Annotated in this window: 14 protein-coding genes and 3 pseudogenes; 7 read left to right on the top strand and 10 right to left on the bottom strand. The window is 62.1% G+C overall.

The features are described 5' to 3' along the window. Positions 1 to 125 precede the first annotated feature (125 nt). Positions 126 to 2,267 (top strand): malate synthase G, encoded by a 2,142-nt coding sequence (locus tag AKJ13_RS24355; RefSeq protein WP_050735692.1) that lies wholly within the window; start codon positions 126 to 128, stop codon positions 2,265 to 2,267. A 70-nt stretch (positions 2,268 to 2,337) separates the two neighbouring features. Here AKJ13_RS24355 and AKJ13_RS32850 read toward each other — a convergent pair whose 3' ends face one another. After that, the gene (locus AKJ13_RS32850) at positions 2,338 to 2,571 is read right to left on the bottom strand and encodes an EscU/YscU/HrcU family type III secretion system export apparatus switch protein (protein ID WP_280137127.1); all 234 of its coding nucleotides are present in this window, start codon (positions 2,569 to 2,571) and stop codon (positions 2,338 to 2,340) included. Between the two features lie 735 nt (positions 2,572 to 3,306). On the opposite strand from AKJ13_RS32850, the gene AKJ13_RS31605 reads away from it, so the two are divergent. Next, positions 3,307 to 3,531 carry a hypothetical protein gene (locus tag AKJ13_RS31605; protein WP_144426371.1) on the top strand — a complete coding sequence of 75 codons (225 nt, stop codon included), beginning with the start codon at positions 3,307 to 3,309 and terminating at the stop codon, positions 3,529 to 3,531. 354 nt (positions 3,532 to 3,885) lie between these two features. Here AKJ13_RS31605 and AKJ13_RS33160 read toward each other — a convergent pair whose 3' ends face one another. From AKJ13_RS33160 to AKJ13_RS24305, 8 genes and pseudogenes are all read right to left on the bottom strand, one after another. Next, a complete protein-coding gene (locus tag AKJ13_RS33160) occupies positions 3,886 to 4,074 on the bottom strand; it encodes a metalloregulator ArsR/SmtB family transcription factor (protein WP_050735689.1) in 189 nt (62 codons plus the stop codon). 581 nt (positions 4,075 to 4,655) lie between these two features. Continuing rightward, positions 4,656 to 4,868, bottom strand: a complete 213-nt coding sequence (locus AKJ13_RS24335) for a hypothetical protein (RefSeq protein ID WP_244471712.1) — start codon at positions 4,866 to 4,868, stop codon at positions 4,656 to 4,658. 2,093 nt (positions 4,869 to 6,961) lie between these two features. After that, on the bottom strand, positions 6,962 to 7,264 hold the full coding sequence (locus AKJ13_RS30775; protein WP_082317107.1) for an HAD family hydrolase: 303 nt from the start codon (positions 7,262 to 7,264) through the stop codon (positions 6,962 to 6,964). 36 nt (positions 7,265 to 7,300) lie between these two features. Then, positions 7,301 to 8,143, bottom strand: a pseudogene (locus AKJ13_RS24325) (IS3 family transposase); the annotation flags it as partial. Between the two features lie 74 nt (positions 8,144 to 8,217). Beyond that, positions 8,218 to 9,568 (bottom strand): IS3 family transposase gene (locus AKJ13_RS24320; RefSeq protein ID WP_144426370.1). Its coding sequence is split into 2 segments (ribosomal slippage): positions 8,218 to 9,232 and positions 9,231 to 9,568, totalling 1,353 coding nucleotides; the frame shifts between segments, so codons are not numbered across the junction. 72 nt (positions 9,569 to 9,640) lie between these two features. Beyond that, a pseudogene (locus AKJ13_RS31600) lies at positions 9,641 to 9,763 on the bottom strand (transposase); the annotation flags it as partial. A gap of 67 nt (positions 9,764 to 9,830) precedes the next feature. Next, positions 9,831 to 10,198: pseudogene (locus AKJ13_RS24310) on the bottom strand (IS481 family transposase); the annotation flags it as partial. Between the two features lie 80 nt (positions 10,199 to 10,278). Next, positions 10,279 to 10,512 carry a hypothetical protein gene (locus AKJ13_RS24305; RefSeq protein WP_050735685.1) on the bottom strand — a complete coding sequence of 78 codons (234 nt, stop codon included), beginning with the start codon at positions 10,510 to 10,512 and terminating at the stop codon, positions 10,279 to 10,281. 521 nt (positions 10,513 to 11,033) lie between these two features. On the opposite strand from AKJ13_RS24305, the gene AKJ13_RS24290 reads away from it, so the two are divergent. Next, positions 11,034 to 12,175 (top strand): IS3 family transposase gene (locus tag AKJ13_RS24290; protein ID WP_144426369.1). Its coding sequence is split into 2 segments (ribosomal slippage): positions 11,034 to 11,301 and positions 11,301 to 12,175, totalling 1,143 coding nucleotides; the frame shifts between segments, so codons are not numbered across the junction. Positions 12,176 to 12,888: 713 nt separating this feature from the next. On the opposite strand, the gene AKJ13_RS30760 is transcribed toward AKJ13_RS24290, so the two are convergent. Beyond that, on the bottom strand, positions 12,889 to 13,419 hold the full coding sequence (locus tag AKJ13_RS30760) for a DUF2721 domain-containing protein (protein ID WP_082317104.1): 531 nt from the start codon (positions 13,417 to 13,419) through the stop codon (positions 12,889 to 12,891). 363 nt (positions 13,420 to 13,782) lie between these two features. Between AKJ13_RS30760 and AKJ13_RS24285 the strand changes: the two genes are divergently transcribed. From AKJ13_RS24285 to AKJ13_RS32840, 4 genes are all read left to right on the top strand, one after another. Beyond that, positions 13,783 to 15,291, top strand: coding sequence for a carbohydrate porin (locus tag AKJ13_RS24285; RefSeq protein WP_244471711.1), 1,509 nt, complete (start codon positions 13,783 to 13,785; stop codon positions 15,289 to 15,291). Positions 15,292 to 15,517: 226 nt separating this feature from the next. Next, on the top strand, positions 15,518 to 15,943 hold the full coding sequence (locus AKJ13_RS24280; protein WP_050735681.1) for a hypothetical protein: 426 nt from the start codon (positions 15,518 to 15,520) through the stop codon (positions 15,941 to 15,943). Between the two features lie 193 nt (positions 15,944 to 16,136). Beyond that, positions 16,137 to 16,490, top strand: coding sequence for a hypothetical protein (locus AKJ13_RS24275; RefSeq protein WP_050735680.1), 354 nt, complete (start codon positions 16,137 to 16,139; stop codon positions 16,488 to 16,490). 252 nt (positions 16,491 to 16,742) lie between these two features. Further along, a complete protein-coding gene (locus tag AKJ13_RS32840; protein ID WP_082317103.1) occupies positions 16,743 to 17,012 on the top strand; it encodes a hypothetical protein in 270 nt (89 codons plus the stop codon). The last annotated feature ends 419 nt before the right edge of the window (positions 17,013 to 17,431 follow it).

Here is a 17,431-nt window from a genome sequence, read left to right as displayed (position 1 = left end):
AAAGAATCAAATCCCTTTTGGCGCCTTTTTCGCGGGAGCCAAGGGTTCTATCGCTGGGTCGTCAAAGATTCTTCACGCGCCGCTCAAGTTTTTCTCAAAAGCGCGCACCAGCCCAGGGGATCGCCATGTCGGGCCTCGTCGTCGCCGAAGACCTCCGCCGCTTCCTGTCCGAGGAGGCACTGCCCGGGACGGGCGTGGACGCGGACGCGTTCTGGTCGGGCTTCGCGGCGATCCTCCGGGATCTCGCGCCGCGCAACCGGGCTCTGCTCGATCGGCGCGACGGGCTCCAGGCCGATATCGATTCCTGGCACCGCGACCGCCGGGGCGCGCCGCACGATCCGGTGGCCTATGCGGCGTTCTTGGCCGAGATCGGCTACCTGCAGCCGGAGCCCGCTTCGGTGCGGGTCACCACCGCGGACGTGGACGCGGAGATCGCCGAGATTGCCGGCCCGCAGCTCGTGGTACCGATCTCGAACGCCCGCTACGCCCTCAACGCCGCCAATGCCCGCTGGGGCAGCCTCTACGACGCGCTCTACGGCACCGACGCGATCCCGCAGAACGGCGATCTCGCCCCCGGCCGGGGCTTCAACCCGGCCCGCGGCGCCGCCGTGGTCGCCCGGACCAAGGCGTTCCTGGACGCGGCCGTGCCCCTGACCGCCGGGACCTGGGCCGAGGCGACGGGTTTTGCCGTGAATGCGGGCGCGCTGGCCGTCGAGCTCGGCGGCGGCCGAAGTGCCGCCCTGCGGGACGGCACCGCGCTGGCGGGTTTTTGCGGCGCCGCGCAGGCTCTCCAGACCCTCCTGCTGCGCCATCACGGCCTGCATATCGAGATCCGGATCGACCGGACCAGCCCGATCGGCCGCACCGACCCGGCCGGCATCGCCGACGTGGTGCTGGAATCCGCCCTCTCGACCATCATGGACATGGAGGATTCCGTCGCCGCCGTGGACACCGCCGACAAGGTCGCGGTGTACCGGAGCTGGCTCGGCCTGATGCGCGGCGACCTCGTCGCCCGCCTGCCCAAGGGCGGCCGCACCATCGAGCGCCGGCTCGCCGAGGACCGGACCTACACGGCCCCCGATGGCGGCCTCCTGACCCTGCCGGGCCGGTCGCTGATGCTGGTGCGCCATGTCGGGCACCACATGTATACGGACGCCGTGACGCTGGACGGGGCCGAGATCCCCGAGACGATGCTCGACGCGGCGGTCACCGCGCTGATCGCCCTGCATGATCTGAATGGCGCCCGGCACAACAGCCGCGCCGGCTCGGTCTACATGGTCAAGCCGAAGCTGCACGGCCCCGACGAGGTGGCGTTCGCGGTGGAGCTGTTCGGCCGGGTCGAGGCGCTGCTCGGGCTGGCGCCGCGGACCCTGAAGATCGGCGTGATGGATGAGGAGCGGCGCACCAGCGCGAACCTCCGGGCCGCGATCGCCGCCGCCGCCGACCGCCTGTTCTTCATCAATACCGGCTTCCTCGACCGGACCGGCGACGAGATCCACACCGCCATGGAGGCCGGCCCGGTGGTCCGCAAGGATTCCATGAAGGCCACCGCCTGGATCCAGGCCTACGAGGACGGCAACGTCGATGCCGGGTTGGCCTGCGGGCTGCCGGGCCACGCGCAGATCGGCAAGGGCATGTGGGCCGCCCCCGACCGGATGGCGGCGATGCTGGACGCCAAGGGCGCCCATCCCGAAGCCGGCGCCAACACCGCCTGGGTCCCGTCCCCGACCGCGGCCACGCTCCACGCGCTCCACTACCACCGGATCGACGTGCGTGCCCGCCAGGCGGAGCTGCGCGACCGGGCGCCCGCGACCCGGGCCGCCATGCTGACCCTGCCGCTCGCCACGGAGCCGTTCGCGCCGGAGGCCGTCCGGGAGGAACTCGACAACAATTGCCAGGGCATCCTCGGCTACGTGGTCCGCTGGATCGACCAGGGCGTCGGCTGCTCGAAGGTGCCCGACATCCACGATGTCGGGCTGATGGAAGACCGCGCCACCCTGCGCATCTCAAGCCAGCACATCGCCAACTGGCTCCGCCACGGGATCGTCGACCGCACCCAGGTCGCCGAAACCCTGCGCCGGATGGCCGGCATCGTCGATCGCCAGAATGCCGGCGATCCGGCCTACCGGCCGATGGGCCCGGATTTCGACGGGCCGGCTTTCCGGGCCGCGGAGGCTCTGGTCTTCGAGGGTGGCGCCCAGCCGAACGGCTACACCGAGTTCGTGCTGCACCGCTTCCGCCGGGAGGCGAAGCGCGGCCAGGCCTGATCGGCCGGGCGCCGGGCGTTTGATGTGACGCGACCGCGCGCCGTTGAGGGCCCCCCTCTCGGCGGCGCGCTCAGCGCTTCTTGCGCGTCATGACGTAGACGAGGAGGTTGGCGACCGCGCGGTAGAAGTCCGCCGGGATCGCCTGGTTGATCTCGACATTGTCGTACATCGCCCGGGCCAGGATCTTGTCGACCACGATCTCGATCCGGTGCTGCTCGGCGATCTCGCGGATGCGCAGGGCCAGCATGTCCTTCCCCTTGGCCAGCTCCATGGGCGCGTCGTTCTCCGCCTGATCGTAGCGCAGCGCGATTGCCTAGTATGGCCTCCTACATGCTGACGCGGGCCGGCATCGACGAGGCCCGATCACAATCAAAAACCATTTCTTTACAGCGCCTTAGGCCAGCATAGGCTACTACAGTCGGCGATCCCGGGGAAGTCGAAATTGGAACCTTTTCCCGGGGTCAGTGTGGCAGATTGTGACCAGATCGCGAGGACAGGACGTGCCTTACGAAGACTGATCCGACACTCCAGTGACAGCCTCTAGACACGAATGCGTCCGGAGCCATTTTTGGGCGCCAGACCGTCTCCCAGATGGAACTAGCTGTAGGGACCTGTCGCTCAGCGGGTTCGGGGGAGCTTCGTCACCGTCAGCATTGATACCATGAGGTTTCTTCGCCCCATCGAGGTCGGAGATGAGGTGCGTGTCTACTGCACCCTGCAGGAGCACGGCGATGCGTCGATAGCGGTCAAGATCGAGAGATGGGCTCGGGATCGATCCGAAAGCAATGCGGAGAAGGCCACCGAAGGGGTCTTCACCTACGTGGTTATGGATGAGGATGGAAAGCCTAGTCATCGGAACGACGTTCAGTCGAAATAGCCAAGCTCGGTCAGGATCGGCCGGTACCGTTGAGAATACTCTCACAGGAGTCCGGGGGAGCCATCGAACGGCTGCTTCGACGGACGGTTGGGGGAGGGTCACCAGTTGATTCTGCGGCATCAGAGCGATTGAACCTGTCCGCTTCCATCCAGGTTGCCCGTCATGGAACAGATCTTTTGCCGGGTTGTGATCGCTGCTCCTGGATGCACCACCAGGATCGAATCAGACTCAGAACGGAAGGCGGCAGATGCCGCAGAGGCTATTCTGCGTCTGTACAGAGGACAAACGCAATCGGTGACGGTCGAAGTCGATTGCTTTGACGGCCACGCAGCCAATCGTATTCTGGACTACCTATCTGATCTGGCTGATGAATGGGAACGAGTCTGATTAAGATTCCTGACCAGCTCCGTAGCGTCCAATGATAAGACTCTGTCACGGTCAAATGGTTAGGTGATCATGTTTATCTTCTTCTCAAACCGTCTTGGCTGCCTCGGTTCAATCGTCCTCTCGCTTGTGCTTACGCTGGTTTTTGTCGCAATCTTTCGAGGATTTTAAATGCATCTGTTGGTATTGACGGATTGATTGGCTGTGTGCTCCAGGTATCGAGACTTCGTCTTAGCTGATTTCGTTGCTTTTGTTTTGTACGTCCCTGAACGCCGTGATCGAGCTAAGCCAAGTCAGGGCTGGCACCAACGCCCTTGAGTTGAGGCTGCAGTGGTGCACTCGCCCCTGAATCTCCCGTTAGACGAGACCTGCCTCCTCAAGAACCTTTACGTGCTTCGAAGCCGCCGCAAGAGACATGTCATACGGCTGCGATAGCTCGGCGATAGTGCAGCCACTGGAAGCGAGTTGCCGGATCATAGCCCTACGGGCCGGGTCCGACAGGGCGTGAAACACGGCGTCGAGACCGCTTCGAGGATGCTCAACCATACGGTTGATTATCCCATGCCGGCCATCTCGCATGCGAGAATTCAAGCTTCGGAGGGCAATTCCGGAGTTCACGGGTAGTCTGTCTCGCCGGACCGGTTAGCCTTTCCGTGGGCGATCTCGCATGTCCCATTCCGCTGGCTTACGCTGGAGCGGCTGGGAGATGCCCCGAATGTCCGACCGACGTGAACTTTACCAAAGCCCGAGCGGTGACGTCTGGTATCTCGCAAGGGAGCCGACGAACGGAAGTGCCTTTGTCATCCATCAGCCAAAAGGTCCCTCTGGAGGGCGAAAGAGCCATATCGAGCTTGGAGCTTTCCTAGGTGACGGATCGGGAAAGGCTGAACAGCAAGCTCTCCTTCGCCTAATCGGAACGCTAGTGTCCGTTCCGCCGCTTTCCGAGAAAGGAGTTGAAGGCTGAACCGGACCGCCAACGGGGTCGGCAAAGCCGTCTGCCTTGCTCAGCTTGCTAGGGTGAGTGGTTCAAGGGGACGTGTTTCCCTACGGCAGCTCTGCGAGTTCGCACAACTCGGCGGGAGACGGCTCAGCCACAAGACAGACCAGATAAGCTCCTCGAAATTCGATCAGCTGTCGACCTGCTTAGCAATGACTTCCACAATCTGACCGTTGGCATCGAGCACCTGTAAGGCGGCCTCGATTGAACGGAGCTGATAGGCCAAAACCTCGGCTGTCCCAGCGTCCCAAGCCTCCTGCAAATCGGCGAATGAGCCGTCCAATTGTTTAGACGGCAGCGGCTCAATTTGGTTCAGGAACAGGATACGGACGGCATAGGTCATATCCGACCATGGCACGGTGATCAGCCGGAACCAAGCCACAGACAACCCGATGTGATTTCATCCCGGCTCCCATCAGCATTGGCAAATGCGCTGCGTCTGCCGGGACCTTTCAGATCGCTTGGATGTCGGAACCACTCCCGACGGCTGGAGGTTTCTGCCCATATTCCCGGTTCATACCATTCACGAAACGAGGGCTCATGAGTGTGCCTATCAAGCCGCTTTTGGCCCTTGGGATCGCCTTCGTTGCGGGAGTTGGGGTGACCGCAGCCTATGTCGGCGCCAAGCCTGAAAGGCCCATGGCACACGAAGGGAAGACCAGCGGGATCTCGGATGGAGTTGCGGCATCAGACGCTGCGAAGGAGGCGTCCCCAACTGGCCCAACTAAGAGTTCGGCAAAGGGGGCACCCGATAACCGCTCTGCTGCGAACGGGTGGGTTAATCCTGTAAAACAGCCTGCTGTGGCGACGCCTACTCGTCAGCCATTACCCCCACTCGTTTTCAATCTGGACGAAAAGCAGAAAAGTGCGCCTGAACGAGTTTCCAACGAGCCGGAGCAAAGGAGCCCGAGACGGGTCGATCAACCCATTGTGGCCCAAGCTACCCCCCCTCGACGGCCGGAAGCGTCGGAGCTTGTAGCTCACCAAGAAATCAACCGTCCATTAGCGGTTGCCTCTGGCACGACAGATCGAACTCTTCTGTCACAACGAGTAGCTGAAGCAACGTCACGTCGAACGCAAACGCTTCCCTTACCAATCAAACCAAACCGTAAGCCCTCCACCGAAAGAACCGCTTCCCTTGCGGAAAAGCAAGATCGCTTATTTCCTTCTGCGACCAAACAGTCTCAGCATGGAGATGTGATTCGTGACGCATACCCCGATGTATCGCAGCACTACTATACATCCAGCCGAAATAGCAATGTGAATTTCCGCCAAAGAGTTCCGCAAATCGATCGCAGGGGTTATAGACAGGCATCTACCTCTGAGACATCCTCAGGGGTCATGCGCTGGCTGAACCAGTAATGAGATTTCTCAATTTTGACAGGCTCCAGTCAAATGATTGGCACAAAACATATGGCGGCAATTGGTGTAATTGCCATCGCTTCTGCTTCTCCCGCAAAAGCAATCGGTCCTCAGGAGATGAAAGACCGCACAGCATTCATCGCTGACCGATACCTACAGATTTGGTCATCTGGCAACGTGAGTCCGGTTGCAGGCGTGCCTTATATGTATGGACGAACAGTCCAGTTTTATGGCAAGACCTACACGCAAGCAGATCTACAAGCGGAGAAGCGAAGGGCTATCTCGCAGTGGCCAGTTCGGCGTTACGTTCATCGACCAGGCACTATGCGCATAGATTGCAACTATACATTACAAAAATGTGCGGCTCGCTCAACGATCGATTTCTCTGTTTCCAATCCGAGCCGAGGCACTCGAAAGAGTGGATCAGCAAAATTTGATCTAGGCGTTAGCTTTTCAGGCTCCCACCCAGTAATACTTTACGAGGGCGGCAGCTCAAACAAAAATCGAAATCTCTAGACTACGTGTACAACAACTGTCAAGGAATAAGTCAGTCTCGGCTAGTGCCTAGACATCGGATTTGTTCAGGTTCATGCAGAAGACCGTTAGCCGCCTCGGCGACGGGTGGCATTCTGCTAGGATAAGCGAAGGTCGGCAGGGTGGCAGCTAAATTGCCACCCAGCCGTAGAGATTTAACGGCCTGACGCAGCACCGCTCGTCGGTGATCCTGAACCCGAGCTATCCTGCTTGAAGCCAGCAGCGTTAGGTGGACCTTTCATTCGGCCATCTTGGTTCGGCGTCGAGTCCGGTGTTTGAGCACCGGCTGTTCCCGTCGTTTCCGCCTTACCGAAGCCTGCGGCGTTGGGTGATCCCTGCATACGGGGAGTGGCGCTCGAGCCACCGGTGGTCCCCTGATTTTCAGCGGCAAAGCTGACGGTTCCCATCGACAGCAAGCTTACTGCTGCGATCAAAGCAGTCTTCTGCATGGCAGCTTCCCTCAGGCGTTCCTCGGTCACTTCTCGTGAGTGGCCTCCTAATCAACGCCTGTGATGTAGCTCCGCTCCTCAGGAAAAGGGCTCATGGGGCAGATAACAGCTGCGGCAGTTCGGTGAGGTCGTTCAGGACAGCATGTGGTTGCCAGCGAGGGTCGAGGGGCTCACCGACACGATCTATCCACACGGATCGGATTCCAAGCTCCTGGCAGACTTTCATGTCTGTAACCTGGCCCATCCCGACGTGAAGCGTTTCCTCCTTGGTGACACCCATCGTGTCGTAGGCGTGTTGGAAGAGACGGTGATCCGGCTTGTAGGCCCTAGCCTGCTGAGCTGTGATGACAAAGTCGATTGGGACCCCGATCGCTCGAACGGTCTCAGCGATCAGGTCGTCTTGCTTGCTGCCGGTTTGGTGGACACCGTCCTAAGCTAACTTGGCTCGGTTTTCGAACTCGACAGGGCTGAGGTAGTCCAAGGTCGAGTGCCGCCGCGCCGGGTTGTAGAAGCGCTCGATGTAATCGAACACGTCCGCGCGAGCCTCGTCCCGCGTGCGGTAGGTCCGCCGGGCCGTGCGCTCTGTCTTCAGCGACGAGAAGAAGCTTTCCATCGCCGCGTTGTCCCATACATTGCCCGACCGGCTCATTGAGCAAGTCACATCGTGCTCGGCCATTAGACGCTGGAAGGCTTCACTCGTGTATTGCGAGCCCTGATCCGAGCGATGCAGCAAAGCATCCGGCTTGCCCCTGCGCCAGATCGCCATGACGAGCGCATCCGTGACAAGTTGCGCCGTCATGCTGGTCTGCATCGACCAGCCCACGACACGGCGTGAGAACAAGTCAATGACGGCGGCGACGTAGAGCCAGCCCTCGGCGGTCCAGATATACGTGAAGTCGGCGATCCATTTCCGGTTCGGAGCATCGGCCGCGAACCACCGCTCCAGAAGATTGGGTGACGTGGTCGCCCGCTCACCCTCGTCCTTCGGCAGCCCGCGTCGGCGTGGCCGTGCCCGCAAGGCGTTCTGGCGCATGATCCGCTCGACGCGGTGCAGGCCGCACGAGATGCCCTCGGCCAGCACGTCGCGCCAGACGCGCCTTGCCCCGTAGGTGCGGTCGCTGGCCACGAAGCTGGCGCGAGGCTTGACCAGGATGACTTCATCCTCCCGTGCGCGTTGGCTGGGCGTCCGGGTGAGCCAAGCTTGGAATCCCGAGCGCGACACACTCAGTGCCGAGCACATCCAGGCCACCGGCCAGACGGCGCGATGCTTTGCTGTCCGTCGTCAGATGATTTGGGACAGTCTGCGAAGTTCAGGAGCGGAGGCTCTGGTCCATTTGGGGTGAGAGGTTAGGCGGCCTGCGCGTGGTGGCGCAAGCGGCGATCCATGAGGGTCTGGCGCTTGATGCGTTCCCGCTTGGCCAGGATCCCTTCGCCGCGTCCGAAGTAGACGTCAGCGGGCGTGAGGTTGCTCAGGCTCTCATGGGCTCGGGCATGGTTGTAGTGTTCGATGAAGTCGGCAACCTGCGTCTCCAGCTCGCCGGGCAAGTATGCGTATTCGAGCAGGATGCGGTTCTTGAGCGTCTGATGCCAACGCTCGATCTTGCCCTGCGTTTGAGGATGGCATGGCGCACCGCGGATGTGGGTCATGCCCCGAATGCCGAGCCAGTCAGCCAGATCGCAGGCGACGTAGCTCGGCCCGTTGTCGGAGAGCAGGCGTGGCCGCTGCATCACCCGCGCCTGATCGAGCCCAGCTGCACACAGCGCCAGGTCGAGCGTGGCGGTGACGTCGCTGGCCTGCATCGTCGTGCACAGCTTCCAGGCGACGATGTAGCGTGAGAAATCGTCCAAGACGGTCGACAGGTAGTACCAGCCCCAGCCAACGACCTTGAGGTAGGTGAAGTCCGTCTGCCAGAGCTGGTTGGGCGCGGTGGTCTTATCGCGGAACTCGTCGGCGGCTTTGATGACGATATAGGCCGGGCTGGTGATCAGGTCCTGAGACTTGAGCAACCGGTAGACGGTCGCTTCCGAGACGAAGTAGCCCCGCTCGTCTGTGAAGCGCACCGCCAGCTCACGCGGACTGAGTTCAGGCTCCTCCAGAGCCAGGGCAACGATCTGCTCGCGGATCTCCGCAGGCAGGCGGTTCCAGACCCGGCTCGGCTGCGAAGTTTGGTCGCTCAACGCCTCGGGGCCGCCGCGCTGGTAAGCGTCGTACCAGCGGTAGAACGTCGAGCGCGTAATGCCGAGCTTGTCCAGGGTGGCACGCACCGGCAGGGGGGATTGCTCGACCAGCCGGATGATCTCCAGCTTCTCGGGGGCCGGGTACCTCATGCCTCGTCGCCCCCAGCCCCGCTCATGCTTTTTTAAGCAGACGGTTCTCCAGCACGAGATCAGCCACGACCTCCTTCAGCGCCCCCGTCTCGCAGCGCAGAGCCCGCACTTCATCCGTGGTGGCCGCACGAGCCGTGTCGCCGGACAGGCGCTTCTTGCCCGCCTCCAGGAACTCCTTGGACCAGCCGTAGTACATCGAGGCGGCGATCCCCTCACGTCGGCACAACTCGGCGATGCTATCCTCGCCACGCAAGCCTTCCAGCACCACCCGGATCTTCTCCTCGGAGGAGAACTGCCGACGTGTGGCCCGACGGATGTCTTGGATCACCGCTTCTGCCGGCTTCTTGGCCGGTCCGGATGTCTGCTTCATCTTCGCTCCTCAGGGGCTACGATGAACCAGCCATCCTCCGTTCGTGAAGACCCTCAATCTGTCCCACAGGTGCTGACGTCGGACAGTCTCGTGAACGTCGAGGTCACGCGCCGCTTGCGCGACACTGACACCACGTTCGCGAACCAGTCGAACCGCCTCGATCTTGAACTCACGCCCGAACTTGCGACGCTGCATGGAGCACCTCCGGCTTCACCATCACACCTAAACCGGGTGTCCGTGAAACCGGCAGCAAGCCATTTGTCTTGGGCTTGTCGCCCTCCATCTCAGGCAGGCGGCTGATGCCGTGCCGCTCCAGGCAGCGGTGAAGCGACGAGCGGGTCAGGTGCGGGATCGTCGGCTGCAGGCCGTAGAGGCAGTCATCCAGCGGCAGCAGAGTATGCCGGCGGAAGGCCACGATGATCGCCTCGTCCTCTGGGGTCAGAACCGTCGAACGGGGCTGCTTCAGCCCCTGGCGGCATCGCCTGTCGTCTGCCGAGTGCGCCACTTCTGGATCGTCGTCGGGCCGACGCCGTAGCGCTTGGCCGCCCCTCTCACGCTCTCTTGACGTAGCTGTATTGCGCGACGGACCGCCTCCGTCGTGCGGGCGCTGCCGTGGAGAATTTGGCCCATAGCGCATCTCTCGCTGCATGGTGGTCAACCGTACCACCACACCGCGGGATCAAACAGCGGTGAGGCTGAGCCTTAAGCGCTCAGGCTTGCCGCTGAGCAATCTCACCTTCCTGCTGAGCCCTCGGCTCACACGGGACGAACAGGCTCACGAACCAGAACAGCGTCATAGCCGCGACCGCTGCAGCAGTTCCGAACAGAGGGCTGACGATCAGCGCAGCTAATACGCCGTGCTTCCACATCATGGCGAGTGCGATGAGCCAGCCGAGGCTCGATGCGATCGTCACTCGGAAGATGCAGCATTCGGATGCCTGCATTGGGATATCCCTTCACGCTACACAACCGTAGCGTGCAACGATAGATCCCGCAATCAACAAGTGGAAGTACTTAGGCAGACCTAGGCGGCACTTCCCCAAGGGAGGGTGTCAGGTCCACACAGTTCCTAGATCCTTCCAAGCGAGGTGGAAGTCGAGGGTCGGCGTCACGGAACTCGGGACGGGCGTAGCGGTGGCCGGCATCGTCAACAGGCTTGAACAGCCTATCCGGCGACCTGTCTAGCCACGGGCAGCTCGGCCGCAAGAGCGGCATGGCCGCGGATCAGCTTCGGGTGTTACAGAGCGTGGCCGGCAATTTCGGGTTCCGCAGCGATGCTTCCAGGGCGGACACTCAGGTGTTCTCTCAAAATATGAGAGCCATCCGGAATGGGGTTGGCAAGATCATGGGCTTCCTGCAGTCGCAGAACCAGGTCGTGGCTCCTTCCCGGGAGTCCCAGTGACCTGACCGGCTGGCTTTGGACCGAGCTGATTGAGAGGATCAGCGAGGACCGAAGGAGTCGGACATGCGGCGAGGTCAGAAGACGAACGCGGAGCAGGTGGTGCTGAAGCTGCGGCAGATCGAGGTGCAGACAGCCCAGGGTAAGAGTTTAGCCCTTGCATGCAGGGAGGCGGCGATCTCCGAGCAGAGTTACTACCGCTGGCGCAAGGAGTACGGCGGCCTCCAAGTCGATCAAGCCAAGAAAATGAAGGACCTGGAGCGTGAGAACGCTCGGTTGCGCCGGCTCGTCGCCGACCTTTCTTTGGAGAAGCAGGTGCTGGCGGACGTCGCCTCGGGAAACTTGTAGCCCCCGAGCGACGCCGGCAGGCGGTGGACGGGATCCGGGAGAAGTACGGCCTCTCGGAACGTCACGCCTGCCGGATCGTCGGCCAGCACCGGGGCACGCAGCGCTACGTGCCGACCGTGCCGGCCGACGAGGATGCGCTGACCCGGGCCATCGTTGCCCTGGCCTCCGATTACGGGCGCTATGGCTATCGCCGCGTCACCGCGCTGCTGCAGACAGGCGGCTGGCAGGTGGGCAAGGACCGGGTTCAGCGCATCTGGCGTCGCGAGGGGCTCAAGGTCCCCAGCCGACATAAACCCCGCAGCCGCCTCTGGCTGAACGACGGCTCATGTGTGCGACTACGGCCGCTCCACCGCAATCACGTCTGGAGCTTCGACTTCGTGCAGGCGCGGACCCACGACAGCCGCAGCTTGCGCATCCTGACGCTCCTCGACGAGCACAGCCGGGCCTGCTTGGCGCTGAAGGTGGCGAGACGCATCAACAGCCTCGGCGTGATCGAGGCGCTGGCCGAGGCGATGTGCCTGCAGGGCATCCCGGAGCACATCCGCTGCGATAACGGCCCTGAGATGATCTCGAAGGGGCTGCGCAGATGGGTCGCCAAAGCTGGCTCGCAGATCCAGTACATCGCGCCAGGATCCCCGTGGGAGAACGGGTACTGTGAGAGCTTCAACGGCAAGCTTCGTGACGAGTGCCTACGCCAGGAGATCTTCTACTCGTTGAAGGAGGCACAGATCGTGATTGGTCTATGGCAAACCATCTACAACCGCGTCCGACCGCATTCGTCGCTGGGCTATCGGCCACCTGCGCCCGTCAGCTACCCAGATCTGGCCTTCCGGCTACCCATGACCGCGACCGTGCAGTAGCCTCTCAATTGGCTCGGTCCAAAATACCGGTCAGGTCACCCATCGCTGGCACGCCTCAGCCGTCGCGGGTGACGGCAACGACGTGAGCATAGGCATGTTCGCCATGGCCGGCCGGGCAGCAGCAGCAAGGATCACGGCGGCAAGGGCGTAGCGCATACTGCACAGGTAGGCATGCGCCCCTGAGGTTGTCGAGATGGTCTAGCGAACCTCCCGCAAGATTGGCGCGTTGAGGGGCATGAGCGCCCAGCCCTCCATCTCGCCGAACCTCGGCCGCCTCGCGATCACAGAAAGCGCGCTGGCCGCAGCGGATGGTCTCTGGCGAGCCGAGATGCGCCGAAACTACGGACCGGATGGTGTTCTGATCTACGCTTACGCCCCTGAAGGGCAGGGCGACCTCGGAACACCGCTTCGGCGATCTTATGAGGCCCGGCGGGTCGCAGTCGCGCTATGGCGGCACGAACGGCGTCGGGTCTGAGGAAACGACAACGGCGCAGCAACCCGTGAGGTCACTGCGCCGCTTGATCGGGCCGCTGAGGGGGGATAGCGGCCTTGGCGAAATCACTACGCTCGATCCGGTCACCAGAACGTGCGCATCAGCACATCTACCTTCAGGTGTTCATGAGCAGCCAGTCGGCTCACGACCCAGAGCAGACCCTGGGAAAGTCTGCTTTCTGGCAACCAATGCTGAGACTTGTAGAAGCCATGAGGCAGCCTCACGGCCGCGTAGGTACGCGCTCCTGTCCGCGTCTACGCGGATCATCTATGGCACCCGCTTGTTGATCAATGCCATGGGCCAAATCTGGTATATCCAGCAGTTCGCTATGAATTTGGCGGCGGATGATCCTTCCCTCCATGGCTACGATCATCGCGCCAACGATGACTAGTAGTAATCCCAGCGTCGCAGTTCCCATACTCAAAAGCTTCAAAAAATTATTTTCCTGAAAAACAATCGACAGACCACCAAATATCATTGTGGATATCAGCAACATGGCGGACACAAGACCACAACCAATGGCCATGTTCATTAACTCGCAACGGCGTTTATAGTTAAGGATCTCATCCCGCATGTTGGCCTTCCTGCTTCCAGAAAGGTCTGACGTTCTGAATTTTTCAATCAGGTCGCGATATCGTTCGACTGCTGCGTCGTAGCGCGTCTGCAGGAAAGCTACAAAAATCCACGCGGCGAAAATAATCGAAGCCGCCGGCCCAACCGTCGTTAGTACCTTTGAAAGGTCAAGGTTCATCGAAATTCAACCGCTCAGCACGTATTAACGATTTACGATAGGCCCTCAGCAAACCGGTGCCCGACGATCGTGTTCCCGGCGCGGGCTTACGGCGGATTTTAGCGGACAAGGGTCGACTGACTTGGATCCGAAGGGAAATGTCTGCTTCAGGGTGAAAGGCCAGGGTCCGGTTGCAACCTGAAGCCGACATTGTGAGTGGGTACCAAACGTCAGTTTTCGACTACTGGATCTCAGAGCGGCAAGTTAAGCTGGGCGATACCCTGGCATCAGCGTCCAGATGTGCCCATGCCATAGCGCTGTCATGGATTTTGAGTTTTATCCCACAGCACGAGGTGAGTGGTTCAGAAGCGGGCTGTCCGAGACGTGGTGTGGGTCAAAGGGCTGGCCGTTTTTGGGGCTGGCCTGGTGCTGGCTGGGCAGGCAGCAAACGCACAAGACCTTCTCGCGCCTCTGTCCGAGGTCGCTCGTATCGCGTCGGAAACACCCTTCTTCCTGAACCCACGCGGTGCCGGTGGCGATCCACAGACATCGGTGGCCCAGCCAGACACCTCAGCCAAGCCATCCGCCAATCTGACCACCTCAATCCAGGATCCGCTCGGTCCCTACGGTGATCCCGGTGGGGTGCGCAGTTTCCTGCTGCAGAAGGGCATCAGTTACAATCTGACCTACATCGGCGAGAGCTTCGGCAACGTGACGGGTGGTTCACGCCGCGGCGGTGTTGCTGAGGGCCGCCTCGACGTTCAGTTCGACGCCGACCTCGACAAGCTGCTCGGCTGGCAGGGTGCCATCATCCACTCCAACCTCTACCAGATCCACGGCACCGGCATCTCGCGCTACTTCGTTAACAACTTCATCACCGTCAGCGCCATTGAGGCGCTGCCGTCCTCGCGCCTTTACGAGCTTTGGTTCGAGCAGCGGCTGTTCGACGATCAGCTCAGCATCCGCGTCGGCCAGCTTGCCAGCGATACCGAGTTTGCCGTCAGCCAGACCGGTACGCTGTTCATCAACTCGACCTTCGGCTGGCCCAACATCATGGCCGTCATCCTGCCGAGCGGCGGCCCCATCTACCCGCTCGCTACGCCGGGCATCCGAGCCAAGTACGTGCCAAACAGAAACTTTTCGCTGCAGGTCGGCGTGTTCAATGGTGATCCGGCCGGCGCGGCGCGGGGGGACAACAACCCCGATCCGCAACGGCGCAACCGCACGGGCACGAACTTTCGCATCAACGACTCGGCCCTGGTCATCGTGGAGGCGGCCTACGCCTACGGTCTGGAGGCACACGACGACATCGAACCCGGGACCGTGACGCTGGGCGGCTGGTACCATTTCGGTCGCTTCAACAGCCAGAGCCGTGATCAATCAGGTCGGTCACTCTCGGACGTTGACAGCATTGGAATTGGGCGGCGCTTCCGCGGCGACAGCGGCATCTACGCAATGATCGACCAGACGCTGTACCGCGAGCCGGACGACCCGAACGACGGCGCCTCCGTATTCATGCGCGTGTCTTCCTCGCCCACCGACCGCAACCTGCTCGACTTCTACTTCGATGCGGGGATCGGCTACAAAGGCCTGCTGCCAGGCCGATCCGACGACACGGTCGGCGTGGCGTTCGCCCTGTCACGGATCTCGCGCAGTACACGACAGTTCGACACTGATGCGATTTTCCTGACCGGTGTACCGGGTCCTCGACGCAGCAGCGAGGCCGTGCTGGAGGCGACCTACCAGGCGGTCCTGGCCCCGGGCATCACCCTGCAGCCGAACTTCCAATACGTGTTCCGGCCGAGCGGCGGCACCGCCAACCCACGCGATGCCGATGGCGATCGGATCAAGAACGCCGCGGTGTTCGGCCTGCGTGCCACTATCCGCTACTAGGGCCGAAGCCGGCGGATCCTATGGGCCCCGATCCGGTGAGATCCTCAAGGGCTCATCAAGCAGCAGACAGGCGTCTGCTCCAGACCGTTGAGGTCATGCTTCCGAAGACCAGCTCGCGCATGCGTGTGTAGCAAGCCTGCGCGCCGTCGACATGCGATGAGCCCTGTTCGAACTCAAAGCCGCCCGAATGCTACGCTTCCTTCACATCTAGTGGCACAGTGCCCCCATGCCGATCCGGCCCGAGCACCGCTTCTTCTACCCGATCGACTGGCGCGAGCTGTCGATGGCGATCCGCATCTGCCGGGCCCAGGGCCGGTGTGAGAGCTGCGGGCGACCCCACGGGCAGATGGTCTACCACCTCGGCGATGGGCGCTGGTGGGATGCCGAGGCTGGCCGGTGGCGCGATGGTTGGGGACGCCGGATCCGGGTCAGGTCGGGTACTGACATCCTCGGCCGTGCTCGTCGGACCCACGTCGTGCTGGCAGCAGCCCATCGGGATCACGACACCGCCAACAACGCAGACGCCAACCTCGCGGCCTTCTGCCAGCGCTGCCACATGATCCACGACCGGCCGGAGCATCAGAGGCGGCGATGGCGCACGCTGTTCCGGCGGAAGGCGATCGGTGACCTATTTGGTGGTCCCTACACCTGAGGGGACGCGCCAGTGCAGCCACGGTGCGACGCCTGAACTTCACTTGGAGGGATCACCTCAGCTACTCGGCGGTTCCCTCTCTGTGTGCCCACGTCTGCACAGCGCCAAGCCAGGCCGCTGGCTGGTCATAGGCGCTCTGCTGGGTGAGGAGCATGCAAGCCGCTCGGAAGCGAGCGCAGGAGGAAAGCTGACCATGGCAGACATCCGCTCACACGATCCGCTTGGCCGATCAGACGGCCGCCCCGGTTCAAGCCAGACTGGCGGCTCATCCGGCAGCGGTGCTGGCGTCGCCGATCAGGCCAGGGAGGCACTGCAGGATGTCACAAGCAGGGCCTCGGACGCGTGGGACAACGCCTCTGAGTATGGTTCCCGCTATTACCGGCAGGGCAGTCGAGCTGTCGGCGACGTGGACAGCGGTACGATGACCGGCCTGTTCATCGCAGGTGCGATCGGCTTCGGCCTCGGCTGGCTGGTGTTTGGTCAGCAGTCGCGGTCAGGCGACTATATTCCAAGGCGGATGAGCGCGAGCAGCGAACACCGCCACTAGGAGCGATCTGTCGACGGCTGGTAGGCGGAACTCTGCGCCACCAGCCGTTGTGATGCGTAGGGTCGGCATGATTACCGGGTCGACGAGGCGACCGGCTCGGCAGCCGTCGACGCAGGCCTCGTCCACAGCAGGATCGACCCTCCCGCGGACGGTCCGTTTTCAACTGAGGAACAGCTTCACAGAAGCGCAATTGCATAAGAACTGCCCGGCGAGTTTCACGACCGATCGGCAGATACAACGGGAGATACGTCTATGAAGGCCATGCTCGCTATCGCCGTCATCCTCGCTCTTGGCAGCCCGGCATTCGCCGCTGAGGGCAGCCCAGGGGGTGCAAGCCGCTCTGGAACCGCGAACAGCACCGGCCCGAACGACGCCGGTTCCGGCTCGTCGCCTGGCGCATCTGGCAGTGGTCCTTCGACCGGTGGAATGAGCCGCTCCGGCACGATGAACAGCACCGGGGCGAACGACGCAGGCTCAGGGTCCAAGCCCGGTGGAACGACCGGGACTCCCGGTAACCGCTGATTTCGGCTGAGCGGGAAGGCTTACACAGCCTTCTCGCTCAAAGCATCACCTAGTCACAACAAGGGCCATGGGCCGGCGCTTGCGGTGTCCAGTTCCCCCGCGTTGCACCGACCCTCACGCGACTGCCCGGCCAAGGCTTCACGGGCGTTCTGCGGGGAACTGGCCCGGAGAGCACCTGTCGTCGCGAGCTTACCCACCGACACGCCTTACGGTGTCGCGAACGCCTGGGGCGCACTGACGGGAAGAACGCTGCTGTAGCAGGCCTGTGAGAGGCTGTCGCTGATCAGGCTCGACCTCGTTGAGCTTTCAGCCGCTGCAGAGCGCGCTCATTCTCGTGATCGAACTGCGCCGGCGTCATCTCGCCGGCATCGACACGGCGCGCGAGCTGCTTGCGGTACTCCAGCGCGTCCTCCTCCTGC

Origin of the sequence: Methylobacterium sp. ARG-1, assembly GCF_001262595.1 — a bacterium.
GTDB classification, from domain to species: Bacteria; Pseudomonadota; Alphaproteobacteria; order Rhizobiales; family Beijerinckiaceae; genus Methylobacterium; species Methylobacterium brachiatum.
This window is presented reverse-complemented; position numbering and strand designations above follow the sequence as displayed.